This window comes from Tritonibacter sp. SIMBA_163 (genome assembly GCF_046535935.1).
GTDB lineage: Bacteria > Pseudomonadota > Alphaproteobacteria > Rhodobacterales > Rhodobacteraceae > Epibacterium > Epibacterium scottomollicae.
Genome location: NZ_JAWJBP010000009.1, coordinates 1 through 24946, shown reverse-complemented (window position 1 = coordinate 24946; position 24946 = coordinate 1). Strand labels below are relative to the sequence as shown.

Genomic DNA, 24946 nt, shown 5'->3' with positions numbered 1-24946 from the left:
GGATAAAGAATGCGTGACCTCTCCGTGCATCCAGAGACACTCAGCCAGGAACTGTTGGCCTGGTATGATGTCCATGCCCGTCAGATGCCCTGGCGGGTTGGCCCGGGTGATCGCGCAACCGGTGTGCGCCCCGATCCCTATCGGATTTGGCTGAGCGAGGTGATGCTGCAGCAAACAACCGTGGCCGCCGTAAAAGACTACTTTGAGCGCTTCACCCGGCGTTGGCCGCGTGTCACTGATCTGGCCGCAGCGGCGGATGCCGACGTCATGGGTGAGTGGGCAGGACTTGGCTACTATGCCCGTGCCCGAAATTTGCTGAAATGCGCCCGTGTGGTAGCGGCCGATCACGCGGGGTTCTTTCCTGACACATATGATGGTCTGATCGCACTTCCGGGCATCGGACCTTATACGGCGGCGGCGATATCAGCGATCGCCTTTGACCGGCAGGAAACGGTGCTGGATGGCAACGTCGAGCGTGTCATGGCCCGTTTGCATGACGAACACACCCCCTTGCCCGGCATAAAACCCGTCCTGAAAGATCACGCCGCACAGCTGACGCCCGAAAACCGCCCCGGAGACTATGCGCAGGCGGTCATGGACCTTGGCGCGACGATCTGCACCCCAAAATCACCGGCCTGCGGCATCTGCCCCTGGCGCGCCCCATGTCAGGCCCGCGTTGAAGGCACCGCTGCCGAACTGCCAAAGAAAACACCGAAGAAGCCCAAACCGACAAGGCTCGGATACATCTACCTCGCTCGATCCTCGGAGGGCGACTGGTTGCTGGAACGACGCCCGGACAAGGGGTTGCTGGGAGGGATGCTCGGGTGGCCCGGGTCAGATTGGAACGAGAGCCCACAAGAGGCGCCCCCCTTTGCCGCCAATTGGCGAGATCTCGGTGCCGAAGTTCGCCATACCTTCACCCATTTTCATCTTATCCTGCAGGTACGCGTCACGGAATTACCTTTGAACTTTCAGCTCTCTGCCGGACAGGAGATCGTCAAACGTCACGATTTCCGACCCTCGGACTTGCCAACCGTCATGCGAAAGGCATTTGATCTGGTTCAGGCTGAAATGCGCTAATGCGCCCTATTGGGTTGGCGACACTTCAGGATTAGGCTCGACCCATCCCTTGCCCGCAGACCCGGAGCCATTCGATGACCCAGTTCATTCCTGCCGCTCAGCTGCGCGATTGGCGGCGTGCCCTGCCCTTCTGGCTGTCGCTGACATTGCTGCCACTGGTCTGGGTGGGTGCTGTTTTTGGCAGTTGGTGGGTCCTGCTGCCGCCGCTGGCAACCTGGTATCTTTTTGCTGTTCTCGATGGCTTTCTCGGCCTCGAACTGGACAACGCGGATCCGGAGTCATCCGACGCGGATCTGACCTGGTATATTCGCCTGACCACGGCCTGGGTGCCCTTGCAATTCATCACGCTCTTCGGCCTGATCGCCTATGTCACCGGCGCCGTCCACCTCAGCAGCCTTGAGAAATTCGGCACCTTCTTTGGCATGGGTGTGGTCGCCGGTACCATCGGGATCAACTACAGCCACGAACTGATGCATCAGACCAACCGCTGGGAGCGCTGGATGGCCGACATCCTGTTGGCGATGGTCTTGTATTCGCATTTCCGGTCTGAACATCTTCTTGTGCACCACCGCTATGTCGGCACCCCACGTGATCCGGTTACGGCCCGCTATAACGAAGGCTTCCACAGGTATTATCCCCGCGTGTTGAAGCAGTGCTGGCATTCGGCATTTAATGCGGAACGCCAGCGCCTTGCGCGGAAGGGATTGCCTTGGATACACCGCAGCAATCCCTTCATGCGCTACTGGGCGCTGCAGGCTGGCATGATGTTGCTTGCGCTGTTGATTGGCGGCATCTCAGGCGGGTTACTCTTTCTGGTCCAGGCCGGTGTCGCGATCTGGCAGCTGGAGCTGGTCAACTACATTGAACACTATGGCCTGACGCGCAAACACCTTGGCGATGGCAAGTATGAGCATGTCAAACCCCATCATTCGTGGAACGCGGCGCAGAAGGCATCAAACTGGCTGCTGATCAATTTGCAGCGCCATTCGGATCATCACTACAAACCGGACCGACGTTTTCCGCTGTTGCAGAACTATGCCAAATCCGAGGCCCCACAGTTGCCCTATGGATATCCGGTGATGACCGTGGCCGCGATGATCCCGCCGCTCTGGCGCCGGGTCATGAACCCAAAAGTGAGACTCTGGCGCAAACAGTATTACCCGGAGATCACCGACTGGACCACCTATAACAGAGTGACCAACCCAATGCCCCGCTGATACTACGTTTCGGCATGGCCCCAGAAAACCGAGCCTGCGCATAGACGTGTAGACCCCGCTGCTATCTGTCGCGCGGCAACGCCCAGACGGACATCGGCCCGTCCAGCCCTCGGATGGTTTGATCTGGATGAAAGGTGAATCCCTCCAACAGATCGTCGGCCCCACCTTCCTGCTGAAGCTGTGTGCAGAGTGCGTCACTCATGGCAATCCGCGCTGACAGCGCGCGCGTCATCGCCTCCAGCCGCGACGCGACATTCACCGCTGTCCCGATAACCGCGTATTCCAGCCGGTTGGCCCCGATGTCGCCTTGTACTGTCTCGCCGAAATGAATGCCGATGCCCGCCTGAATTTCCGCGGCTCCGATACTGCGGCGCTCCTGGTTCCATTGATCGAGCACACGACACATGGAGCGTGCACAGGCCAGCGCTTGCGATGCATCATGTTTGCCGGGCATGGGGGTGCCAAAGGTCGCCATCAACCCATCCCCCAGGTACTTATCCAGCGTCCCGCCGAAACGGAACACTTCCTGCTCCATACGCCCATGAAACCCGCGTAGCAGCTCAATCACCTCAACGGCATCCTTATCCGCCGCCAGTCGGGTAAATCCGACAATGTCGATGAATAGTACCGCAATATTGGACATGCGAACCTGGTTTAGCGGGTCATCATTCTGCGACAATTGCTCCACAACGTTGGGCGAAAAATACCGTGATAGATTCGCGTGTTCGCGGGCCAAGTCTGCATTGCGATCCAGCATCAGATAGAACCGGCGGGTAGATTGCGCGAGGATCGCCGCCACCATCAGAAAGACCATCGCCTCCTGAATGCGAAAGCGAAACCCGACATCGTTGGGATCATATAGCGCAAGGACATGCGGCCACTCCGCCAATGCCTCGGTCAGGCGTTGCGCGATCTCGTTGTTTGGCGTCATGAAGTACCACATGAGCGCTGACCCGCTGAGCCAGATCACGCTCGCCCAAACACCAATTCCAATCACCGTGCGCCAACTGTACGCGAGGGTGCCAAAGGCGAGAATGATAAAGAAGTACATAAAGTTATCGTACTGATACAGCATAGGAATTGGCATTTCCTGCTGATCGAACGGGTTCGGGAAAACCATGCCAAAGGTCATCAGAACAAGATCGAACATGATCAGTGCGACTTCTGCATGCGAGCGCCCCACGCGGGCAAATCGTCGAATGAAGAACCCGTTGACGCATAAGATCGCCAGAAGGGCGATGTAGTAGAGCTGCGAGGGATGCGGGTAGACCAGGGCAAGGAATACGCCAACGATCGGCATGATGATCCAGCGGGCCAGCACCGCCATTTCCACGCCGCGGCGTTTATGCTCTTCCAGCGCCTCTCGGATGTGTCTCGTCTTCAACGCATCATCCTGCAGGATCGGGTCCAATGGTGCGCGCCCGGGCGCTGCGGATGCAGGTGTCGCGGCTGAGACCATCCTGACCTCCCCTTATGAAACGTGGTTTTTTGTAGGTTGCTTGGCTTCAAAATAGGCAGGCTGCAATCGAGTTGCACGCCTATTCCCAGAAGATAACGCAAAAAACCCCGCCAGAACGGCGGGGCAAGGTGCAGTGTGCCGCGCTCATTGGGCAGCACACCGTCGGCGTTCGAATGTTCTGTAGAACCGTGGCTCAGTTTTGCATTTCCGCCCGGATCTGCTGGCGCAAGACGTCGATCGGGACGGTTTTGCCATCCTTCTTGAAGCACCAGTAAGTCCAGCCGTTGCAAGAGGGGGCGTTTTCGAGATGTGCGCCCACCTGATGGATCGAGCCTTTGATGTTGTCCCCGATCAAGGTGCCGTCTGCCCGAACCTTGGCCTTGTGGCGGCGGTTCATGGAATAGAGCTCCTCGCCCGGGCGTAGCATACCGCGCTCCACCAGCTGACCGAAAGGTACGCGTGGCTCCGCCCGTTTGGAGGCCGACACCTGCAGCGCCTCACGGTCGAATTTGCGCACGCCCTTGATGCGGGCCTCGGCCACCTTACGATAGCTCTCTTCACGCTCGATGCCGATGTATTCACGCCCCAGCATCTTCGCCACCGCACCGGTGGTGCCGGTGCCGAAGAACGGGTCGAGCACCACATCGCCGGGATTGGTGGAGCCCACCAGGATACGATGCAGCAATGCCTCGGGTTTCTGCGTCGGATGCGCCTTGTCGCCATTGGCGTCCTTCAGGCGTTCGTGCCCGGTGCAGATCGGCATCACCCAGTCGGAGCGCATCTGGATACCCTCGTTCAGGGATTTCAGCGCCTCGTAGTTGAAGGTGTATTTCGCCCCTTCGGACTTCGACGCCCAGATCATCGTCTCATGCGCGTTGGTGTAGCGCTTGCCACGGAAGTTCGGCATCGGGTTGGATTTGCGCCAGACCACATCGTTGAGGATCCAGAATCCCTCGTCCTGCAGCGCGGAGCCGACACGGAAGATGTTGTGGTAGGACCCGATAACCCAAAGCGCGCCATTGGGCTTCAGAATGCGGCGGGCCTCTTTCAGCCAAGCGCGCGTGAAGTGGTCATAGACACCGAAGCTGGAAAACTGGTCCCATTCGTCGTCGACCGCATCCACCATGGAATTGTCAGGGCGGTGCAACTGCCCTTTGAGCTGGAGGTTGTAGGGCGGATCCGCGAAGATCATGTCGATCGAGTTGGAGGGCATGCTAGCCATCCTCTCGATACAGTCGCCATCTAGAATCGTGTTTAAAGGGAGCGCCGTTGCGGCGCCCTTCGCGATGGTTTTGTTCATTTGCTCTGCCTCGATAACCACGGCGCTTATGCGCTCATTCTGGTTGTCCACAGGATGAGTCATCCCGGATTCGAGGTCAATTTGTTTTTTGAATCAGCTGACTACGGTTCACTCTTGATACAATATCTTGTGTACCGGCTTAAAGGATCTTCTATGATGAGGGGTCACCCCTAGTTTCACCAAAGCGTCACGATGTTGTTTGGATGGGTAGCCGGCGTTCTTCTCCCATCCATATCCGGGAAACTGTTGCGCTAAATCCACCATGACCCGATCTCGGGCTTCCTTTGCAAGGATCGAAGCCGCTGCAATCGACACGGAGCGACCATCCCCCTTGACCACGGCTTCGGCAGAAATCGACAGGCCGCGCGGAATCAGGTTCCCATCAATCAGCAGATAGTCCGGCAGCGGATCCAATGCCGCCACGGCTCGTTCCATTGCCAGATGCGAGGCACGCAAGATGTTGTGGTTGTCGATCTCCTCGATACTCGCATGAGCAACAGCCCAGTCGGCGCGGGCCTGTATTTCGGATTCAACTGCGACACGTTTCTTGGCACTCAGCTTCTTGGAATCATTCAGCCCAGCAGGAATGTCAGCAAGGTTCAGAACGACCGCGGCTGCAGTCACGGGGCCGGCAAGCGGGCCGCGACCGACCTCGTCAACACCGGCAATGCGCAAATAGCCACGGTTCAGCGCGGCCTCTTCCAAAGAGAAATCAGGGTAATCCATGCGACCCACAGACCCGGTTTTGAAGGACCGTGCAAGGGAGATTGACACAAAAAAGGGCGCACAGGGCGCCCCAGTTTTTTGCTCGATACCGTGGTTTCCGATCAGCTCACCGGCGAACTAAACGATACCCATGCTTGCGCAGGCAGCCCGGACGATATCCGCGACGGCTCTTGTGCCGGTTCTCCAGCTCTGCATAGCACCGATTGGGCAGCTTGCGCACAAAGTCATAATTGCGGTTCAGGCAGCGCATCCCAAGGAGGCGACGATCCTTGCCACGCACTCGGATATTGGTCAGACACTTGGCTGGCAGATCGTAGCGGCGAACACGCGGTGGTAGCGGCTTTGGGTGCGGTTTGGGGTCGACATGCGGGCGCTCGCGGCGATCATCTCGTCTGTCGTTGATCGCAGCACCGATGATCCCAAGGATCGCGGCACCGGCAATGAATTTCGCGATGTCGTCGCTGTCAGCACGTGCCGGAGCGGTCGAAAATCCGGTAATCGCGACGGCAGCTGCCAAAATGACAGCGATGAACTTGCGATGAGCGTTGCGAGAGTTTTGAGGAACTTGGGTCATAACAGTCTATCCTGTGTCAGGTGCGTGGGTCGGCTGGACGTCAACCGGATGACCCAACCTTCGCCCCGACGCTGAAAGACAGGCAATAACGCCCGCCTGTTATCAAATATCAGCGCCCCAACACCCTGTTGTCATTGAATATCAGCGGCCCCGACGGCATGATGAGCACATGACACACATTCGCAAAATCCCCGCCCTTCTGCTGCTCCTCGCAGCCCTCGCGCAGCCCGCGCATGCGGCCGGGTGCTATGCCGATTACAAGGCAAAGCAGGACCAGCCGCTGAAGCTCCATTACGGTGTGATGGAACTCTCCGGGGCCTGTTCCAAATCCGCCGCCCGCGATGAGGTGGCCACCCGCCTGCAACGCGCAGGCTGGACGCTGTTGAACGTCCTATCCGTTTTTGGCCCCGAGGGGCTCGACAAAAGGAAAGCGGATGCCGGATCCCACTTTCTCCGTTTCTGAGGTTCGCAACGCTGGATCACGGGTGATCGCATTGGGTATTGGCGCCATCGTTGCGCTGTTGGTGATCGCAGGCACGGTGTTGCTGCTCACTTTGCCCGATGGCAATGCGTTTAACGCGCGCGTGGAACGGGTATTCGTCGAGAACGACCTAACCACCCAAGCCGAGGTCAAGCTCTTGGAGATCCTTGCGCAATCCGGCACCGCCTTTGCCGACACATTGGCCAGCTACCGGATGGTGATCTTCGTCCTCCTGGTGTTTGCAACGGCGATGATGATCGCGGCACTGGTCGTGCTGGCGATGTTGGTGATGCTCAACCGCCGCATGGCGCAGATCGAGCGGGCCGGTATCCAGGTGACCGAACTGCTGATCAGCCGAGAGGAACACACCGTCTACCTCAACAACATGGGCTTCAAGCTCACCAAGGCCGCGATGGAAACACTTTCGGTGCTGGCCGAGGCGCGGCTCGATGATGATGTGCTGTCAGGTGCGGAGATCGAGGCGGTGATTTCCGGCAAATCAAGCAGTGATTGCGAAGAGGCCGCCGGGGCCACGCGGATCAAGCGCTTGCGCGACACGCTGGGCAATCAGATGATCAGCGAGCTGTTAGTCAAGAACATCGCCAAACGCGGCTATGTGCTGGCGATCAACAAGGATGTGATCCGCATGGTGTGACGCCAGCTCCGGTCCACCCGCGTCACCCCGGATATGCAAAAGGCGGGGGTGCTCCCGCCCGTCGTCTGTGAATTGAAAACTCTCATCCGCCCGTTGGGCCTGCCCCCCCGGCGACGTGCATCGCACGGCGCAATCCCTCAAATGTGATCCCCGCAGCGGGCGAGGGGCTGGAAATCTGCCGCAAACCTTCCCATATTAGGAAGGCTAGCTTTGGACAGATACACCCCATGAACATTCAGGTCTCGCCGCGCAGCGGTTACGGTATCCTTGTTGAGCAACTGGACGGCCCGGTTGCTGCCTATCACGGCGACACGCTCCTCGCGCAGAGCAGTCGTGCCAAGGTGATGTATGAAACACGCCTCTCCCCCGTGGTCTATTTCCCCAAGGAAGACCTGCTGGTGGATATGGACAAGGCCTGCAGCAAGACCACCTTCTGCCCCTTTAAGGGCACCGCCCATTACCGCGACCTGATTCTGCCCGGCAAGAAGGAGCTGTGCAGCGCGGTCTGGAGCTATGACGAAACCCTGCCCGAGGCGCGCCAGATCACAGGCCATATCGGCTTCATCCCCGAGGCGCTCGACCGGCTGGATCTGGGCCCAAACCGTCTGCAAGCGCCCGATGACGGCAATATCTCCGGCCCATTGGTGGACTGGCTCCTGCGCGAGGCGGCCTTCCTGCCCTCGCCCGTGGACTTCACACAGGCCTTCGTCGCCAAACTGCACGAACAGGGTCTACCCGTCAGCCGCCTGACCATCCTCGCCTGGGCCCTGCACCCCCGGATCGCGGGCCACCATTACCTGTGGGAAAAAGGCGTACCTGGGGTGGAGACGTTTTCGCCCTCCTACGAAATCCACGAAAAGCCGGAGTTCAAGAACTCTCCGCTGCGCCATGTTTCCAAGGGGCTTGGCGGGCTGCGCTATCGATTGACCGGCGCGACCCCGCCCGAGGACTTCCCGATCCTGCGCGATCTGCGCGACCGCGGCATGACCGACTATGTCGCCATGCCGCTGCCGTTCTCGGACGGGCGGATCAATGTGCTGACCGTCGCCTCGGACGCCCCCGATGGCTTCAGCACTGCTGATTTGGGGTTGATCTTTGAATGCTCTGCGGTGATCGCGCGCTATTACGAGGTTTTCATGCAGCGTGAAAACGCGCAGGCCGTGCTGGAAACCTACGTTGGCAAACGCTCCGGTGCGCGGGTGCTTGGGGGCAACATCCGCCGAGGGGATGGCGATGAGATCGACGCCGCGATCATGTTCTGCGATCTGCGCGGCTCCACCCTGCTCGAAGAAACCCTGCCACGCGACAAATACATCAACCTGCTGAACAGGTTCTTCGAGACCACCTCCGATGTGGTGCACGAAAACGGTGGCGAGGTGCTGAAGTTCATCGGGGACGCGGTGCTGGCGGTCTTCCCCGCAGGCCAGAACCCGGCCGAAGCCCGCGCGCAGGCGCTCGCTGCCGCTCGGGGCATTGTCGCCGCGCTGGCCGAGATCGAGCCCTGCCCGTCGCTGCCCAACCTGGACTGCGCCATCGGGATTGCCTCGGGGTCGGTGCTTTATGGCAATATCGGCTCGCAGGAGCGGCTGGATTTCACCGTGATCGGTCAGGCCGCCAATATCGCTGCACGTCTGGGCGATTACGGCAAAACCATTGGCCACCGCATCGTGGTGTCACGCGACATCCTGACTGAGACCGCCGAGGCGAAACCGCTGGGACATGTGAAACTGCACAATGTTTCGCAGCCGGTCGAGAGCTTTGCCATCGCGGCAGACTAACAGGAACCTCCCCGCCGCATTCGGCAGGGAGGGAGACCCTCAGATACTCGTTACCATCACACAGCTTGTCCCGCCTCACTCCGGCGAACGCGTGGCTGCCGCTTGCGCGACAGCCAAATCCGGACCGGCCCAACCTTAGATGTCGAACTTCACACCCTGCGCCAGCGGCAATTCCGCCGAATAGTTCACGGTGTTGGTCTGGCGGCGCATGTAGGATTTCCACGCGTCAGAGCCGCTCTCGCGACCGCCGCCGGTTTCCTTCTCGCCGCCAAAGGCACCGCCGATTTCCGCGCCCGACGGCCCGATGTTGACGTTGGCAATGCCACAATCAGAGCCCGCCGCAGTGAGGAAACTCTCCGCCTCGCGCATATTGAGCGTGAACACACAAGAACTCAGCCCCTGTGGCACGTCGTTTTGCATCTCCACCGCGTCCTCAAAATCGTCATAGCCCATGACGTATAGGATCGGCGCAAAGGTCTCTTCTTTGACCGACGCGCTCTGGCCGGGCATCTCGACGATTGCTGGCGCCATATAGACACCGCCTGCGGGCACGCCCTCGGTGACGCGCGCGCCACCATGCACGGTGCCGCCCTCGCTCTCGGCAGCCTTCAGCGCCGAGGTCATCGCATCCCCTGCGGCCTCATCCACCAGTGGACCAACCAGAGTGCTCTCGGCTTGCGGGTCACCAACCGGCAGACCAGCGTAGGCGACCTTCAGGCGTTTCACTAGATCCTCGCGGATGGAGCTATGCACGATCAGACGGCGCAGCGAGGTGCAGCGCTGACCGGCGGTGCCCACGGCAGAGAACACAATCGCCCGCACCGCCATTTCCAGATCCGCCGAGGGGGCGACGATCATCGCGTTGTTGCCGCCAAGTTCGAGAATGCATTTGCCGAACCGCTCTGCCACCACAGGCGCCACCGCGCGGCCCATGCGGGTGGAGCCCGTGGCCGAAATCACCGGCACGGATGGGCTGGCGACCAGCACCTTGCCGAGTTCCGCATCGCCAATCAGGGTCTGCAGCAGGCCCTCGGGCGCGTCGTCGCCAAAGCGTTTCACCGCGCGTTCAAAGATCTTGGTGCAGGCCAGCGCCGTCAGCGGTGTTTTCTCCGACGGTTTCCAGATCACCGGATCGCCACAGACAATCGCCAGCGCCGCATTCCATGACCAGACCGCAACCGGGAAGTTGAACGCCGAGATCACGCCCACCGGCCCCGAGGGATGCCATGTCTCGCGCATGCTGTGGCCAGGACGTTCCGAGGCAATCGTCAGACCATAAAGCTGGCGCGACAGACCAACTGCAAAGTCACAGATGTCGATCATCTCCTGTACTTCGCCAAGGCCCTCAGAGGTGATCTTGCCCGCTTCCCAGCTGACCAGGGCGCCAAGGTCATCCTTGGCCGCGCGCAGCTCCTCACCGAGCAGGCGGATCAGCTCACCGCGCCGCGGCGCCGGCACCACGCGCCATGCCTTGAACGCGGACTGCGCGCGATCCAGAATCGCGGGCATCTCGCTTGCGGGGGTGTCGTGGACCTCGGCCAGCGTGCTGCCATCAATGGGCGAGCGCACCGCGCGAATGCCACCGCTCAGCTCTGCTGCTGTGAGGTCAAGGTTCTTCAGGATATCGTCTGCTGTTCGTGCCATGTCTTTCATCACTCAGCTGCCAATTTTGTTGTGTCTGTCATGTGGTCAATGTCGCCCGCCCGGTAGAGCTGGCCGAATTCGGTCTCAAGGAACGCCTGAAGGTTCACCTGCTCCTGACGCACAAAGCCGCTGGAGGGCAGCTCGCCGCGCCGCACCAGATCCACCACCCCCAGAACGCCAGCGGTGGTGGTGACTTGGATCGCGCTCCATGCCTTGCCGCCGATCTGGCGGGAATAGCTCTTGTTGATCAGGCTCTTTTCACGCAGCTCGCCATTGATACGGCCCCGCGCGGTGCAATAGACCAGCACCACATCCTGATCGGTGCGCGGCAATGCGCTCTCGAAAATCTCTTTCATCAGGTCACGGCGGCGTTCCAGCCCCAGATCATGCAGCAGCATTTTCAGGATGTCGCAGTGGCCGGGATAGCGGATCGACCGATAAGAGACCGCCCGCGCCTTGCCCTCCAGCGTCTCCGGCAGGGTGCCAAGCCCGCCCGAGGTGTTGAAGCATTCATACTCCACCCCATCAAGGCTCAGACGCTCGTAATCTTCGAGCGGCGCGGTCTTAGTGCGCGCGCCATTCACGATGGCATCGCAGGGGTTGCAGTACTCATTGATCAGCCCGTCGGTGGACCAGGTGAGGTTATATTTCAACGCGTTGGTCGGAAACTTCGGCAGCGCGCCAACCCGCATGTGCAGGCTGTCCAGCTCGTCAAACTCCGCCGCCAGCGACGCGCCCGCGATGCCCACGAAACCGGGCGCAAGGCCGCTTTGGGGCATGAAAACCGTCTTGCTGTCCTGCGCCAGTTTGCGCACGGCTTCGGTGGCGGCCACATCTTCGGTGAGGTCGAAATAATGCGCGCCCGCCGTTTTGGCGGCCTCCGCAATCATTGGCGTCAAAAAGAACGGCGCGGCAGAGATCACCGCGTCAAAGCCCTGAAGCCCCTTAGCCAGATCCACTGGATCCTTGGCGTCGATCTGCCGGGTCGGCACGCCGAGATCCGCAACCGCGCTCAGCGCGTTCAGATCATGATCCGCGAGGGTGACCTGATAATTGGGGGATGTCTTCAGGAACGTGGCAATCGCCTGACCGATCTTGCCCGCGCCCACGACACAGATGTTCCATTGCATGTGACCTGCACCTCCTTGTTTTCAAACAGGGTGCAGGTTCCATTGTTCGTTTTGTAGGGATTGGATTGTCGGACTGACGTAAATTCGCGCCGTTATGACGGATCAATCGTCATATCGTTCAAACGCGATCAATCCGACGCCCGAAGACCACCAGCGTATTGGTGCGCTGCACGCCCGGAATGCGGCCCACTTCATCGACCAGAATATCCAGATCCTCAATCCGCGGCGCTTCGGCCGAGACCATCAGATCGTATTCGCCATTGATCGACAGGCACTGGCGGATCTCGGGATAGGCTTCCAGTCGCTTGGTGATGCGACCGGTTTCCTTCTGCTGTACCTCCAGCAACACGACCACCATGACGGTATTTCCCTCATCGGGATCGCGCAGCACCACGGTGTAGCCCGCGATGATGCCACGGTCCTCCAGCCGGGTGATCCGCTCATGCACGGTGGTCCGCGCCACGCCGAGCTTTGCCGCCAGCTTGGTCGTGGATTCGCGTGCGTTGTGCTGTAGTGCCGCGATGATCCGGCGATCCAGATCGTCCATGGTGCCTCCGATGTGGTCTGCTGAAAACTTCTGCAAACCCTGCGCCCGGGACGCAAGCGCTTTGTGCACGCAAGCTGATACCACAGCACGCGCCCGACGCCCAATCGCGAGCAGGCGCGTGACCCCGGGCTCAGGTGTCCAGCTTCGGCGCCCGTGCCTGATCCTCGACGACGTTGAGGTCCATGTGGTTGCGCATATAGCGTTCTGAGGCCTTTTGCAGCGGCTGGTAGTCCCAGGGGAAATAGCCGCCCTCACGCAAGGCCTCATAGACCACCCAGCGGCGGGCCTGGCTGGCGCGCACATCCGCGTCAAAGCGGTCCAGATCCCAGCGGTCAGCGGCAATCGCCTTCAGCGCGGCGTAGCCGTCGGCATGAGTGGGATCCTCGGCCAGGTTGGTCAGCTCGTGCGGGTCGGCCTCAAGATCGTAGAGCTGATCGGGGTCCAGCGCGCAGAGGTTGAGCTTGTAGCGCCCTTGCCGCAGCGAGACCATCGGCGCATAGGAGGCCTCGGCGGCATATTCCATCGCCACCGGGCTCTGGCGTTGTGCGCCCTGGCCCAGCGGCACCACGCTTTCGCCCGCGGTCCAGGGCATGACCTCGTCCATGCTGACCCCGGCCAGATCGCAGAGCGTCGGACAGACATCGATGTTGGAGACCGGATCGGTGGCCAGCCCCGGGGTCATGTTGGGGGCACTGATCATCATCGGCACCCGCGACGAGCCCTCGTAAAAGCTCATCTTGAACCACAGCCCGCGCTCGCCCAGCATGTCGCCGTGGTCGGCGACAAACAGGATGATGGTGTCCTGATCTTGACGGGTGCCGCGCAGAGCCTCCATCACCTCGCCGATCTTGTCGTCGAGATAGGAGATATTGCCGAAGTAGGCCCGGCGGGAGCGGCGCACGTCCTCTTCGGAAATGTCGAAGTTGCGCCAGTCGTTGGCGTCGAAGATCCGTTTGGAATGGGCGTCCTGATTGTCATAGCCGAGGTCGCCCACCTCGGGCAGCAGATGGTCGCAGTCCTCATAGAGATCCCAGTATTTCTTGCGGGTCACGTAAGGGTCGTGCGGGTGAGTGAAACTGACGGTGAGGCACCAAGGCCGGTCGTCCTTGCCGCGTGCCAGATCATAGATCTTCTGGGTGGCGTGAAAGGCGACCTCGTCGTCGAATTCCATCTGGTTGGAGATCTCGGCCACACCGGCGCCGGTGACCGAGCCCATGTTGTGATACCACCAGTCGATGCGCTCGCCCGGTTTGCGATAGTCGGGCGTCCAGCCGAAATCGGGCGGGTAGATGTCGGTGGTCAGCCGGTCCTCAAAACCGTGCAGCTGGTCGGGGCCGACGAAATGCATCTTGCCGGAGAGGCAGGTGTAATAGCCCGCACGGCGCAGGTGGTGGGCGTATGTCGGGATGGAGGAGGCGAATTCGGCGGCATTATCATAGACGCCAGTGGCGGAGGGCAGCTGTCCGGACATGAAGCTGGCCCGTCCCGGTGCGCAGAGGGGGCTGGCGGTATAGCAGTTTTTGAACCGGGTGGAGCGTTGTGCCAGTGCCTTCATGTTCGGCGCGTGCAGCCAGTCCGCCGGGCCATCCGGAAACAGTGTTCCGTTCAACTGGTCGACCATGAAAATCAGGATGTTGGGAGATGTCATCTGGGCGTCTTTCTAGTGGCTCAATGGGGTGCAGGCCGCTCTGAGAGAGTCGAGAGCAATGATTGCTGTCTGCCGCCAAGCCGAGTCAACCGGACCCGAGATCCTGTCGTGTGGTTGCTTCAGCGGCTTCTTGGTTCATGGTGCACCCTATCTAGTTATTGACTGACCAGTCAATCAAATCATTTTCCACTTGCTTGTTTGGCGCATTCAACTGGCTGCCGAACGAGTGAGGAATCTGCGCCCACGTGAGGGCTCCGCCATGGGTGGGGAATACACCCAAGCTGCACGGTCAGAGCGATTGCGCCCGCGTTGGGTATTTAACGGTATTTTTATCAACAACCTCCAGTTGACAGGTGAAGCTTGGATGCTACGGTTCTAGAAGATCGGGAGGCTATCAATGCTCTGCGGCAGAATGCGGCGACGGACGGCGTGGAAAAAAGTCTCTCGACGGATTGGCACGGTCTGCGCTCAACCGCTTCTCGTGTTTCCCCTCCTGTTTGCGTCGACGGACACCGCCCGCGCCGAGAGTGGCGATGCCAATCACCAGAAAACGGGGTTAAGCGGCCCTGACGCAATGGGCGCACATACCGCCCCATCTGGAACCACAATCACGGAAGCGTTTTACGCACAGCAATCACCGGCTGTGGGCGTGCTCTATCTAGTATGTGCCGCCATAATTCTTGCACTGCTCCTCGCAGAGACTCTTCGACGTCTCCGGCGCGTGCCGGAACAGAGATCGCCGCCTCTTGCTGCAACCTCCCCCATCGCCGTTTTCCGCCCCGGCACAGATAGCGTTGCCATTCTGGATGCGGAGGCGCGTGTCATTGACGCCAACCCACAATTTCAGTCCGAAACCGGATTGCCACTGGCCAAGATCCGGGGACGACCCATCTGGGCGCTTCACGCCAAAGGATTTGGCAGACTATTCTGGGACAGCGCGTTGGATGAGGCACGGCGCAGCGGGTCTTGGAACGGCGAGGCACGAACACTCGATCACGGTCATCTGCCAGAAACAGAGAACATGTCGGTGCGCGCTCATAACGAGAGCGGCGGCGCCGATATAACCTTTGAGTTCCGGTCGCGCCGGCCCTTCAAGCCAACGCCAAAACCAGCGTCTTCAATCGAAACAAAAATGCGTGATGCGCTCACCGGTCTTCCAACCCGGCGGGCGATGAAGGCACAAGTGGAACTTGCAATTATCCGCGCGAAGGCCGCGCATACTGAACTGGCGTTGATCACCATCGATCTGGACCGGTTTCGAGATATCAATTCCATTTTCGGCGACGACATCGGCGATCGCGTTCTGGAGCGACTTGCGAATGCATTACGCACCGTTGAATCCTCGAACATCACGGCGGGTCGTATCGGGGGGGATGAATTCATTCTGCTGGTCGAGCACATCGCCAACGCTGAGGCCGTCCTCAACATCGCGCACGATATCAGCACCACACTGGGGGATGAAGTTGCCGTTGACGGCCTGACGTGCAGATTAAGCGCCAGCATGGGCATCGCTCAATACCCCAAGGATGGCGAAGGGCAGCGAGGCCTGATGCAGGTGGCTGGCGTGTCGCTTTGCCATGCCAAGGCGAAGGGCCGCGGTCAGATTTGCTTCTACTCCGAACACATGGAGCAACGTTCCAGCGACAGCCTGCAGATGGAAATCGACCTGCGGCGCGCAATTTCGGACAGCGAATTGCTGATGTTTTACCAACCCCAAGTTGACCTGCGCACCGGGAGCTGTATCGGTGCCGAAGCCTTGTTGAGATGGCAGCACCCAAAGAAGGGGTTGTTGCTGCCCGGCGGTTTTGTTCCCCTCGCCGTCGACGTGGGTCTGACCACAGCGATTGATAATTTTGTCATACAGGAAGTCTGCGCTCAGATCGGACAGTGGAAGGATGATGGTTTTGCGCCGGGCAAGATTTCGATCAACATATCTGCAACCACGCTGCTGATTCCGGACTTTGCCAGCGACCTGAAGGCTACGGCAGATGCCCACGGCCTGGATTTGAGCCAACTGGAAATCGAAGTCCTGGAAAGCACGCTTTTCCCACGTATGCGCAGTTCCATGAATACAATAGAGGAGCTGCGAAGCCTGGAGGTGACCCTTGCCATTGACGATTTCGGGACCGGGTACTCTTCTCTTGCGATGCTGAAGGACCTGCCGATTGATCGCATCAAGCTTGATCGGCGATTCATAAAATCCCTGCCCCACGATAGCAAAGATGATCGTATCGTCGCAGCGATCATTGCCATGGGCCGCAGTCTCGGAATCAACGTGATCGCAGAAGGTGTTGAAACACGTGAACAGCGGGACAGGTTGATCTCGCTCGGGTGCACCGAAGCCCAGGGGTTCCTGTTCAGTCGCCCGATCAAAGCGCATGACTTTTCCAGCGGCTGGCTGAAATGCAATCGCCCACACGCCTTCGTGGGCACCTCTACCTGACGGCGCATGTGACCGCTACCAAAGTGAAATTCGCGCAAAAACACCCCACCTCTTCCGTTGATAGTTACAAAAGCACCTAATAGCCCTGCATCAAGGGCATTTGGATGGCTCAGCTTCATGCGTGCTCAAAAAACGAGCGCGACATCGAGATCTCATGCGGTAAGGTTGCCGTTGAGGAGCCGTAAATGGTCCCGGTCAAAGGGAGGAAACGCATGACCACTCGCAGAGCAATTCTCGGTGCCGCCACCGCACTGGCAATGTCCGCCATGGGCGCATTGCCCGTTGCCGCACAGGAGGTGACACTAAAGATGCACCAGTTCCTGCCCGCGCAGGCGAACGTACCAAAGCTGATCCTGGATGTCTGGGCCGACAAGGTCGAAGAGGCGTCTGGTGATCGGATCAAGATTGACCGCTACCCGTCGATGCAGCTGGGTGGCAAACCGCCAGAGCTGATCGACCAAGCGCAGGACGGAGTTGCCGATATCGTCTGGACCGTCGTCGGCTACACGCCGGGCCGTTTTCCGTCGACCGAAGTCTTCGAATTGCCCTTCATGATGACCAACGCGCGCGCCGTGAGCCACGCGTATTGGGATATGATGGAATCCCATTGGCTGGACAGCGAGTTCAAGGATTTCAAAATCCTGGCGGGATGGGTTCACGGCCCAGGCATGTTCCACACATCTGACCCGGTTGAGACGCCGGAAGATCTAGAAGGCGTGAAAATTCGCGGCGGCTCGCGCTCCGTGAACGCGCTCCTGACGGAAATGGGTGCGACCCCCGTTGGCATGCCCGTGCCAGCCATCCCCGAAGCCCTGTCGAAGGGTGTGATCGACGGGACAACGATTCCGTGGGAAGTCACCACCTCTCTGAAGGTTCCGGAGCTGGTCGAAAACCACACCGAGTTCGAAGGGCGCGCGCTTTATACCCTGACCTTTGTTCTGGCGATGAACAAAGAGAAGTATGACAGCCTGCCGGATGACCTGCAGAAAGTCATCGATGACAACTCCGGCCTTGAAATGTCTGTTTTTGCTGGCGGCACCATGGCGGATTCCGACATGCCCGCCCGTGAGAATGCGCTGGATCTTGGCAACAACGTCATCACTCTCGACGCAGAACAGACCGCCGTATGGCGCGAGCGGTCCCAGCCCATCTACGACAACTGGCTGGCTGACATGACCGAGCGCGGAATCGACGGTCAGGCGCTTCTGGATGAGGCCACCATGTTGATCGAAAAATACACGCCGCAGTACGAGAACTAATCGAGACATCCATTGACGGGGTCCGCCTGCCTGTGCAGCGGGCACCGTCGCATGCAATGGTGCTGTATAAAGCCAAAGGTGGGCAAGGGCATGCATAACTACATGATGGGGCTGGCGCGGATCATGGCGATGATCGGCGGCGCGGTCCTGACACTTCTCATTCTTCTGACCTGTATCTCGATCGCCGGGCGCCTGCTGAATGGCGTGTTTCACAGCGACGGGATCGAAGCCATGATGCCCCAATTCGCGGACTGGATGACGGCGCATGTCGGCCCCGTGAACGGGGATTTCGAACTGGTCGAGGCGGGCGTTGCTTTCGCAATCTTCTCGTTCATTCCACTGTGCCAGATTACTGCAGGTCATGCAGCGGTTGATGTCTTTGCCAACAGCTTTCCGCCCAAGGCAAACCGGATACTGCGCATGGTGACCGAGATTATCTTCGCCCTTGTGCTGGTTCTGATTGCTTGGCGACTGGGTGCAGGCACGGTCAGCAAATTCGAAAATGGCGAGACGTCGTTCCTGTTGGAATTCCCCACCTGGTGGGCCTATGGCACGAGCCTTGTGGCCGCTGTAGTGGCCGCAATCGTCGGAATATACATGGCCGCTGTTCGCAGCATCGAAGCCCTTACTGGCCGGATCCTCGTCCAGGACGGCGTGGAGACACAATCATGAGCGCACTCGAAATCGGCATCTGGTCTTTCCCCGTTCTGATGGGGTTGATCTTCCTGCGTGTTCCGATCGGTCTGGCAATGTTCCTGGTCGGGCTGGGCGGTTTGGTTGCCGTCACTGGCGACACCTTGGTGGCTTTTGGTCGCCTGAAGAACGAGACCTACTCGACCTTCTCCTCCTATTCGCTGTCGATCATTCCGATGTTCTTCCTGATGGGGCAATTCGCAACCCTGGGCGGCATGTCCACGGCTCTGTTCAAGGCCGCCGAAGGCTTTATCGGCCACCGCAAAGGCGGCGTGGCCATGGCGGCCATCGGCGCCTGTGCCGGCTTTGGCGCGATTTGCGGCTCCTCACTGGCGACCGCCGCCACCATGGGACGCGTCGCCCTGCCCGAGCTGAAGAACTATGGATACGCCAGCGGGTTTTCCACCGCTACGCTGGCGGCCGGCGGCACCCTCGGCATCCTGATCCCGCCCTCTGTGGTTCTGGTGATCTACGCCATTCTGACCGAACAGAATATCGCCAAGCTGTTCCTCGCCGCCTTCATTCCCGGCCTTCTGGCAGCAATCGGGTATGTCATCGCAATCTCCGTCTACGTGCGCCTCTTCCCTGAAAGCGCGGGCACCCGGGAACCGATCCCGTGGCGCGAACGGTTTGCGCTGCTGATCGCAGTCTGGCCGGTGCTTCTGGTTTTTGGCCTTGTGGTGGGCGGCATCTACGCCGGTTGGTTCACCCCGACCGAAGGTGCCGCCGTGGGCGCGTTGGGAACCGGGTTGATCGCATTGGCAAACGGGGGCCTGACTCGCAGCACGCTTACCGATAGCTTTCTGGTCACCGCACGCTCCACCGCGATGATCTTCTTCATTGTGCTGGGTGCCGCCTTCTACAACGGCTTCCTCGCTCTGACGCAGGTGCCACAGGAACTGGCGAACTTCGTGGTGGCGCAAGGCCTCAGCCCATGGATGGTCCTCGCACTGATCCTTGTGTTCTACCTGTTCCTGGGTTGCCTGATGGACAGCCTTTCGATGATCCTGCTGACAATCCCGATTTTCTATCCGGTGATCTCGGCAATGGATTTCGGCCTCGTATCACTCCCTGCCATGCAGGCGGAGGCCGCGATGGAGGTCCTTCGAAATGGTGTGCCGGAGGGCATGGGTGCAGAAATGCTCGTCTCGATTCAGGACGCGATCGCCAATGGCGCAGAGCTGACCCGCGAGCAAATGAAAGAACTCGGCATTCGCGTGACGCAAGGCATCGCAAACCGTTTGGAGACTGAATATGTCGCCATCTGGTTTGGCATTCTGACGCTCATCGTCGTCGAGGTCGGCCTCATCACGCCGCCCGTGGGAATGAACCTCTTTGTCATCAATGCGATGGATCCCAAATCGCGCATGGTGGACACGTACAAGGCGGTCATGTTCTTCGTCGGATCCGATCTGATCCGGGTGGTGATCTTGGTGTTGTTCCCAGTGATCACACTCTTGCCCCTGATGTTGCTCTACTGACGGTGCACACACCGACAAAGAAACGCGCGCCCCATCAGGATCGCGCGTTTTTCTTCATCCAAACGAGTTGAATCAGCGTCTTTTCAGCGTATCGCCGTATGAAATCGTCGGCGTCAGCGTCACATGCTTCTCAAGCTCCACATCCGGATCTTCGAGTTGCGCCGCGATGATCTGCGCGGCCTTCATGCCGATTTCCTGACGGCACGCATCCATCGTAGCCAGCTGACGCGGCAAACCCGCGAGCAATTCGACCCCGTTAAAGCCTGCAAGGCCAATCTGGCCAGGCACGTCGATCCCCTGATCTATCAAGGACAGCAGCCCACCGGCGCCAATCATGTCGTTGGAGTAATACAGAAAATCGAGTTCAGGCGAGCGTTCAAGCATCGCCTGCGTCATTTCACGCCCCTTCGCAAGCGCTGAACCGCCGGAGTAAAACTCGCGATCCTCGATCTCGATACCCTCTTTCGCCAGCGCTTCGGTGAACCCTTCGAACCGTTTGCGGGCGCGATGGTCCAGCGGCATTTTGGTACCCATGAAGCCGATATGGCGGTACCCCGCCTTGAGGATCGCCTTGGCCATCTCTCGCCCTGCACGACGATGGGAAATCCCGACCATGGAATCCACAGGGTTCCCGTCGGTATCCATGATCTCGACCACGGGGATGCCAGAAGCCGCCAGCATCGCGCGCGCTGGATCTGTATGCTCCAAACCTGCGATGATCACACCGGAGGGCCGCCATGACAGCATCTCGTAGAGGACTTTTTCTTCTTTCTCAGGCTGATAGTCGGTGACACCGACCACGGGCTGTAACTCGGTATCCTCCAGCACTCGGTTGATACCGGTCAGGACCTCCGGAAAGACCATGTTGGATAGCGATGGAATGATCACGGCCACCAGGTTCACCCGCTTGGAGGCCAGAGCGCCGGCGATCTTGTTGGGAACGTAGCCAAGTTCCTTTGCGGCAAGCAACACTTTCTGACGGGTCTTCTCTGACACATCCCCCCGGTTGCGAAGTACACGGCTGACGGTCATTTCCGACACACCGGTGGCGTCGGAAACATCGCGCAGCGTCAGCGGACGCTTGGAGTCGTTGGTCACGTGCTTGGCCTCTTTGCTTTGTTGCATCGAGGTTAGCCAGTCCCGCAGAGGGACACAATGGCCCTTGCGCGCGCGGCATGAAGCTTGTGGTGGTAACGGCTATTTGCTATCGCCTCCCCAAACGGCCCCGTGGCTCAACTGGATAGAGCAGCCCCCTCCTAAGGGGCAGGTTGCAGGTTCGAATCCTGCCGGGGTCACCATTTCCCTATGTGTTGTTGTTGTTTGACATCCAAAACCCGTATTTTTGACAAAAGACGGGTTTTGAACGATCAACGCGTCCTGCTGTCGATCTGGCTGTCCTTGCCGGGATACTGCGCCCATATGGGGCCTGCGGGATCAGCCTCTACCAAGATCTATCTCCTTTTGCAGTACCGGCTCTGCCTCTTGGCGTAGGTAAAGGGGACCGAAGTCCACTCCACCAGGCGCGAACGGCCTGACGCCGACGGCGCGCAGCCGGGCGGTGCAGGTCTGGCGGTGGAGGCCGAATTCACTTTCCATGGTCGTAGGGGTCAGGAAGCGGCGGTGGAAGTCGATCTTGTCGTCCTCGGACGCATAAAGAACGGCCCGCTGCGTCACAGGGTGCCGATTCCAGAATGCGGGCGCATGGCCAGCCTCATGTAGCGCCGGGTACCAGCCCCTGCGCCTCATGCCGACGCTGTTGGCGAAGACTGAGGCTGGTTGCCCGGCCGGAGTTGTGTTGTCGCGACGGCGGACATGAGGGCGCGCTCCAGCCAAGCTGTCGACCTCGGCCTTCAAAACCATGAATGATCGATAGCCCGATAGCCCAGGATCGCGCGCAACCCTCATGCGCCTCTCCCTAATGGCATTCAGCATCGCGCCGGCCGGCAGGCCAGTGCGCCGTTTCGCCAGCTGCAGCCCCTCCCAGCAAGAGCCATCTGGTCGAACCGGTTTGCGTCAAGGAGTGCAGTTCCGCGACCAGCGCCAGCCCGTCGGCGAGCCGCCAGGGCGCCTTGCCTCGAGGATGGTTGGTCAGCGGGCGAATGATTTCCTCTTCCCGTAGGGTACGAAGCTGTGCTTCGGTCGCGCCCATGGCCGCAAGCATGTCGCCCCGTCCAACCAGCGTTGGGATCTCGGCCAGAAGCCACGCATATTCGGCCGCATCGAAGGTTCGCAGCGCAAAGGGGCGAGGATCCGCGGCGGGCAATGCCCCGGCATCAGTCAGGATCTGCTCGACCAGTTTTGTCGAGACGCCGATCTCATTCGCCGCCGTTCTAGGGTTATGCAGGCGCCGCGCCGGCAGCACCTCGTCCAGGACGCGCTCACCTGCGGCAACCGGCCAGGTCTCGAGAATGCAATCCCGCAGCATCGTGCGGAATGGATCGAAGGCTGCATCTGTCAGATATTCGTCGAGCGCGACATAAAGCTTTCCGACGGCCTGCCGCGGCGCGATCTGCTTGCCGCTGCTGCTTCGGGCGAGGTCCTGCAGGGCCTCTCGGAAGGCCGCCTCTCCTTTCGAGAGCACAGCGAAACCGGCTGTTTGCGCCTCAGCCTCCTGTCTGTCGCCGCGGCTGGTTTCGAGAGGGCGATGTTTTAGCAGCGCCATCCCGAAGAGCTCGCAGATCGTGGTCACCGCATATACAACCTGCCCGGCAAGCCAGGTCGGATCCTGGCCGGTCTCGAGGCGGGTATCCAGCCAGAGATCATAATCTGTCGGTGCAGAGCGGGGTTGGTCAAATGCTCCGGCCATGATCTCGGGAGCGAGATCACGCAGCCGGGCCGCGCTGTCGAACCTCTCTGCGGGTCTGGCGACTTTCCAGTGCGGAACGAGAGGGTGGTGGCGGCGGCAGCAGAGATTGACCGAACTCAACAGCCAGTCGCCCCGCATCGCCATCAACCGCTCCGGACGGCCAAGCGTTGCCCCAGCATCCTCTCGTAGGCACAAAGGGCAGCCCCGAATGACTGGATTGCGCTGGGCGCGCAAGACAAAGGCCTCATCTCTGTAAAACATCCTGACATCGTCGGCGGGAACACCTGTCCAGGACACAAGATCATCGCGTATCGCAGGTTCCAGCCCCGCCGCCTCAGCCAGCCGATCAAGGGCAGCGGTATCCAGCTCCAGAAAGCGGCGAATTTGATAGCCGAGATCGATGGAGAAGTCGCTCATCTCCGCTGCATTCATCGCGGCGAAACGCGAAAGGAAGGACAGGGCGGTTTCGCGCGGAGCCGGGAGTGGACGGAGAGGCAGGGCGAAAGGCATCGAAATCTCTATCGGTCATGCCCTGCGGAACATGGGACAAGGTTCTTTCTCGATCCAGACCTGATCAACACAAGGGGGCTGGTCAGGGGCAAAAGGACTTCGAGCGAAAGCGAAACTAGTCTCGGATTTCGTGCTATCAATCAGGTGCGCAGCAGGTCACGGCATGTCGAGTACGGCCCTTCGAGACCAGATCTGCTCACGGCCCTTGGACGAGGCGACTTGCGGCGGCGCGGCGTCAAGAAGGCAACGATTTTGCACCATGCCCGCGTCGCGGGGTGACGCCAGCTAGCCCAAACTCGACATTGAACCAAGCGCGGCGCAGACTCGGCTGCTGCCGCAAAACACTGAGTAACGCGCGAAAGTTGGTGATGCCCTGAGGGACGGCATATCAGGCGGATTATGTTGAAAAATCCGCCGGTTTCTGCCGATTTTGAGGCTCTTCGTCGTTGAGCAAGGCCGTTGCACTAGGGCTATCGCCCGTTCCTCCGCCTCAAGGCGGTAAGATGGCCGCTCAGCTCATGCTGCGGCCTCCTGTTTGATGCTTCGCGGGCGTAGCTTCGCGAGTTTCCGTACGTTCTGGGCGATGGCGGCGAGCAGGAATTCGTCCTTGGCGCCGTTTGGTCCGCGCAGCCGCAGCCGTGTCAGACCAAAGATGCGCTTGAGGTGTGCGAAGAGCATCTCGACCTTCTTCCGTTTGTCACGCGACACCTTTTAGGCCTAGGTCTTTCGGCACTCCCTGGCGAACTCGCGCGCCTCTTCATGGGGCTCGCGCGTGACATATCGGGCATCGGCTTTCGGACAGCAGATCTCCTTGGACGGGCAGGCCAAGCAGGTTGCCTTCAAGCCGCGGTATTTCTTCCGCCCACAAGTATCCTGACCCTGTGCCGGATCGGAATAGTTGCGTCTGAACTGTTTGAGGGCATTGCCGTAAGCCGTGTCGGCGGCCAGCCAGTCCGGTTTGATGCCAAAGCGTTTTTCGGTCCTGTCCAGCATCGTACGCGCAGCCCCAACCTCGGCCTGGCAGATAGAACGGGTGGCCTCAACGTCCATGATCACCGAGCTCTTGGTGTCGATCAGGTAATTGGTGGCATAGGCGAAATAGGGGCGACGTTCCTCGGCACTGGTCCATTGCGCAGCCGGATCGGAATGCGAGGTAAACTTGGGTTGGACCGGCGATGCTGCCCCGAAGGCAGCGTCATCCAGTGTCTCTAGATATTCACGTGCCGCCCTGTTTCCGGCTTCCCGCGCGGCCTCCGGGCTCAAGTTCCCTGCCGCGATTGACCGGATCTTGTTGGCATCAGCCGAAATCAGGCTCGCATCGACTGCGAAGCCCTCGCCCGACACCAGATCCTCTTTCAAGCAGCGCTCAACGGTTGACTCGAAGACCTGCCGCAGAAGACCGCTTTCCCTGAACTTGCCGTGGCGATAGCGGGAGAAGGTCGAGTGATCCTGCACGTTACCTTCCAGACCCAACCGGCAGAGATGGAGTAGGTGGGCGACCCGGAATGGTCGATC

At 59.8% G+C, this 24946-nt stretch carries 20 protein-coding genes, 1 tRNA gene and 1 pseudogene; 10 read left to right on the top strand and 12 right to left on the bottom strand.

Annotated elements, in window-relative coordinates; genetic code table 11:
• Window positions 1-9 precede the first annotated feature (9 nt).
• Both mutY and R0J92_RS13965 read left to right on the top strand, forming a co-directional pair.
• Window positions 10-1080 (top strand): A/G-specific adenine glycosylase, encoded by a 1071-nt coding sequence (mutY, locus tag R0J92_RS13970; RefSeq protein WP_411052089.1) that lies wholly within the window; start codon window positions 10-12, stop codon window positions 1078-1080.
• A 74-nt stretch (window positions 1081-1154) separates the two neighbouring features.
• Window positions 1155-2297 carry an alkane 1-monooxygenase gene (locus R0J92_RS13965; RefSeq protein WP_411052088.1) on the top strand — a complete coding sequence of 381 codons (1143 nt, stop codon included), beginning with the start codon at window positions 1155-1157 and terminating at the stop codon, window positions 2295-2297.
• A 61-nt stretch (window positions 2298-2358) separates the two neighbouring features.
• Here R0J92_RS13965 and R0J92_RS13960 read toward each other — a convergent pair whose 3' ends face one another.
• The 4 genes from R0J92_RS13960 to R0J92_RS13945 all read right to left on the bottom strand — a co-directional run bounded on the left by R0J92_RS13960 (window position 2359) and on the right by R0J92_RS13945 (window position 6356).
• Window positions 2359-3756 carry an adenylate/guanylate cyclase domain-containing protein gene (locus R0J92_RS13960; protein ID WP_411052087.1) on the bottom strand — a complete coding sequence of 466 codons (1398 nt, stop codon included), beginning with the start codon at window positions 3754-3756 and terminating at the stop codon, window positions 2359-2361.
• Window positions 3757-3949: 193 nt separating this feature from the next.
• Window positions 3950-5056, bottom strand: coding sequence for a site-specific DNA-methyltransferase (locus R0J92_RS13955; protein WP_106162729.1), 1107 nt, complete (start codon window positions 5054-5056; stop codon window positions 3950-3952).
• 108 nt (window positions 5057-5164) lie between these two features.
• Complete coding sequence (locus tag R0J92_RS13950; RefSeq protein ID WP_411052086.1) at window positions 5165-5782, bottom strand: ribonuclease HII; 618 nt, start codon at window positions 5780-5782, stop codon at window positions 5165-5167.
• A 106-nt stretch (window positions 5783-5888) separates the two neighbouring features.
• A complete protein-coding gene (locus R0J92_RS13945) occupies window positions 5889-6356 on the bottom strand; it encodes a hypothetical protein (protein ID WP_106162601.1) in 468 nt (155 codons plus the stop codon).
• Window positions 6357-6525: 169 nt separating this feature from the next.
• Between R0J92_RS13945 and R0J92_RS13940 the strand changes: the two genes are divergently transcribed.
• From R0J92_RS13940 to R0J92_RS13930, 3 genes are all read left to right on the top strand, one after another.
• Window positions 6526-6819: a hypothetical protein gene (locus R0J92_RS13940; RefSeq protein ID WP_411052084.1), complete on the top strand. Its 294-nt coding sequence runs from the start codon at window positions 6526-6528 to the stop codon at window positions 6817-6819.
• Entirely contained in the window at window positions 6791-7492 is a 702-nt protein-coding gene (locus tag R0J92_RS13935; protein ID WP_317384760.1) for a hypothetical protein, read from the top strand. Before R0J92_RS13940 ends, R0J92_RS13935 begins: the two co-directional genes overlap by 29 nt.
• A gap of 227 nt (window positions 7493-7719) precedes the next feature.
• Window positions 7720-9270, top strand: coding sequence for a DUF427 domain-containing protein (locus R0J92_RS13930; protein ID WP_411052083.1), 1551 nt, complete (start codon window positions 7720-7722; stop codon window positions 9268-9270).
• Between the two features lie 135 nt (window positions 9271-9405).
• On the opposite strand, the gene R0J92_RS13925 is transcribed toward R0J92_RS13930, so the two are convergent.
• The 4 genes from R0J92_RS13925 to betC form a co-directional block, all read right to left on the bottom strand.
• Window positions 9406-10914 carry an aldehyde dehydrogenase family protein gene (locus R0J92_RS13925; RefSeq protein ID WP_411052082.1) on the bottom strand — a complete coding sequence of 503 codons (1509 nt, stop codon included), beginning with the start codon at window positions 10912-10914 and terminating at the stop codon, window positions 9406-9408.
• An 8-nt stretch (window positions 10915-10922) separates the two neighbouring features.
• Complete coding sequence (locus R0J92_RS13920) at window positions 10923-12044, bottom strand: saccharopine dehydrogenase family protein (RefSeq protein ID WP_411052081.1); 1122 nt, start codon at window positions 12042-12044, stop codon at window positions 10923-10925.
• A 118-nt stretch (window positions 12045-12162) separates the two neighbouring features.
• Window positions 12163-12591: an Lrp/AsnC family transcriptional regulator gene (locus R0J92_RS13915; protein ID WP_106162597.1), complete on the bottom strand. Its 429-nt coding sequence runs from the start codon at window positions 12589-12591 to the stop codon at window positions 12163-12165.
• A 130-nt stretch (window positions 12592-12721) separates the two neighbouring features.
• Entirely contained in the window at window positions 12722-14239 is a 1518-nt protein-coding gene (betC, locus tag R0J92_RS13910; RefSeq protein WP_411052080.1) for a choline-sulfatase, read from the bottom strand.
• 397 nt (window positions 14240-14636) lie between these two features.
• Between betC and R0J92_RS13905 the strand changes: the two genes are divergently transcribed.
• The 4 genes from R0J92_RS13905 to R0J92_RS13890 all read left to right on the top strand — a co-directional run bounded on the left by R0J92_RS13905 (window position 14637) and on the right by R0J92_RS13890 (window position 20115).
• Window positions 14637-16682: a putative bifunctional diguanylate cyclase/phosphodiesterase gene (locus R0J92_RS13905; RefSeq protein ID WP_411052079.1), complete on the top strand. Its 2046-nt coding sequence runs from the start codon at window positions 14637-14639 to the stop codon at window positions 16680-16682.
• 212 nt (window positions 16683-16894) lie between these two features.
• Entirely contained in the window at window positions 16895-17941 is a 1047-nt protein-coding gene (locus tag R0J92_RS13900; RefSeq protein ID WP_106162594.1) for a TRAP transporter substrate-binding protein, read from the top strand.
• Between the two features lie 90 nt (window positions 17942-18031).
• A complete protein-coding gene (locus R0J92_RS13895; protein ID WP_317384765.1) occupies window positions 18032-18613 on the top strand; it encodes a TRAP transporter small permease in 582 nt (193 codons plus the stop codon).
• A complete protein-coding gene (locus tag R0J92_RS13890; RefSeq protein WP_106162592.1) occupies window positions 18610-20115 on the top strand; it encodes a TRAP transporter large permease in 1506 nt (501 codons plus the stop codon). Before R0J92_RS13895 ends, R0J92_RS13890 begins: the two co-directional genes overlap by 4 nt.
• Before the next feature lie 72 nt (window positions 20116-20187).
• On the opposite strand, the gene R0J92_RS13885 is transcribed toward R0J92_RS13890, so the two are convergent.
• Entirely contained in the window at window positions 20188-21213 is a 1026-nt protein-coding gene (locus R0J92_RS13885; RefSeq protein WP_411052078.1) for a LacI family DNA-binding transcriptional regulator, read from the bottom strand.
• A 123-nt stretch (window positions 21214-21336) separates the two neighbouring features.
• Here R0J92_RS13885 and R0J92_RS13880 point away from each other — a divergent pair.
• A tRNA-Arg gene (locus R0J92_RS13880) sits at window positions 21337-21413 on the top strand.
• A 136-nt stretch (window positions 21414-21549) separates the two neighbouring features.
• Here R0J92_RS13880 and R0J92_RS13875 read toward each other — a convergent pair.
• The 3 genes and pseudogenes from R0J92_RS13875 to R0J92_RS13865 form a co-directional block, all read right to left on the bottom strand.
• A complete protein-coding gene (locus R0J92_RS13875) occupies window positions 21550-22020 on the bottom strand; it encodes a hypothetical protein (protein WP_411052077.1) in 471 nt (156 codons plus the stop codon).
• Window positions 22021-22030: 10 nt separating this feature from the next.
• Window positions 22031-23431, bottom strand: coding sequence for a TniQ family protein (locus tag R0J92_RS13870; protein WP_411052076.1), 1401 nt, complete (start codon window positions 23429-23431; stop codon window positions 22031-22033).
• A gap of 516 nt (window positions 23432-23947) precedes the next feature.
• A pseudogene (locus R0J92_RS13865) lies at window positions 23948-24946 on the bottom strand (transposase); the annotation flags it as partial.

Bases quoted from the DNA above. Each gene is read 5' to 3' on its own strand.
- mutY (WP_411052089.1), top strand. From the start codon at position 10: ATGCGTGACCTCTCCGTGCATCCAGAGACACTCAGCCAGGAACTGTTG.
- R0J92_RS13965 (WP_411052088.1), top strand. From the start codon at position 1,155: ATGACCCAGTTCATTCCTGCCGCTCAGCTGCGCGATTGGCGGCGTGCC.
- R0J92_RS13960 (WP_411052087.1), bottom strand. From the start codon at position 3,756: ATGGTCTCAGCCGCGACACCTGCATCCGCAGCGCCCGGGCGCGCACCA.
- R0J92_RS13955 (WP_106162729.1), bottom strand. From the start codon at position 5,056: ATGAACAAAACCATCGCGAAGGGCGCCGCAACGGCGCTCCCTTTAAAC.
- R0J92_RS13950 (WP_411052086.1), bottom strand. From the start codon at position 5,782: ATGGATTACCCTGATTTCTCTTTGGAAGAGGCCGCGCTGAACCGTGGC.
- R0J92_RS13945 (WP_106162601.1), bottom strand. From the start codon at position 6,356: ATGACCCAAGTTCCTCAAAACTCTCGCAACGCTCATCGCAAGTTCATC.
- R0J92_RS13940 (WP_411052084.1), top strand. From the start codon at position 6,526: ATGACACACATTCGCAAAATCCCCGCCCTTCTGCTGCTCCTCGCAGCC.
- R0J92_RS13935 (WP_317384760.1), top strand. From the start codon at position 6,791: ATGCCGGATCCCACTTTCTCCGTTTCTGAGGTTCGCAACGCTGGATCA.
- R0J92_RS13930 (WP_411052083.1), top strand. From the start codon at position 7,720: ATGAACATTCAGGTCTCGCCGCGCAGCGGTTACGGTATCCTTGTTGAG.
- R0J92_RS13925 (WP_411052082.1), bottom strand. From the start codon at position 10,914: ATGGCACGAACAGCAGACGATATCCTGAAGAACCTTGACCTCACAGCA.
- R0J92_RS13920 (WP_411052081.1), bottom strand. From the start codon at position 12,044: ATGCAATGGAACATCTGTGTCGTGGGCGCGGGCAAGATCGGTCAGGCG.
- R0J92_RS13915 (WP_106162597.1), bottom strand. From the start codon at position 12,591: ATGGACGATCTGGATCGCCGGATCATCGCGGCACTACAGCACAACGCA.
- betC (WP_411052080.1), bottom strand. From the start codon at position 14,239: ATGACATCTCCCAACATCCTGATTTTCATGGTCGACCAGTTGAACGGA.
- R0J92_RS13905 (WP_411052079.1), top strand. From the start codon at position 14,637: ATGCTCTGCGGCAGAATGCGGCGACGGACGGCGTGGAAAAAAGTCTCT.
- R0J92_RS13900 (WP_106162594.1), top strand. From the start codon at position 16,895: ATGACCACTCGCAGAGCAATTCTCGGTGCCGCCACCGCACTGGCAATG.
- R0J92_RS13895 (WP_317384765.1), top strand. From the start codon at position 18,032: ATGCATAACTACATGATGGGGCTGGCGCGGATCATGGCGATGATCGGC.
- R0J92_RS13890 (WP_106162592.1), top strand. From the start codon at position 18,610: ATGAGCGCACTCGAAATCGGCATCTGGTCTTTCCCCGTTCTGATGGGG.
- R0J92_RS13875 (WP_411052077.1), bottom strand. From the start codon at position 22,020: ATGAGGGTTGCGCGCGATCCTGGGCTATCGGGCTATCGATCATTCATG.
- R0J92_RS13870 (WP_411052076.1), bottom strand. From the start codon at position 23,431: ATGCCTTTCGCCCTGCCTCTCCGTCCACTCCCGGCTCCGCGCGAAACC.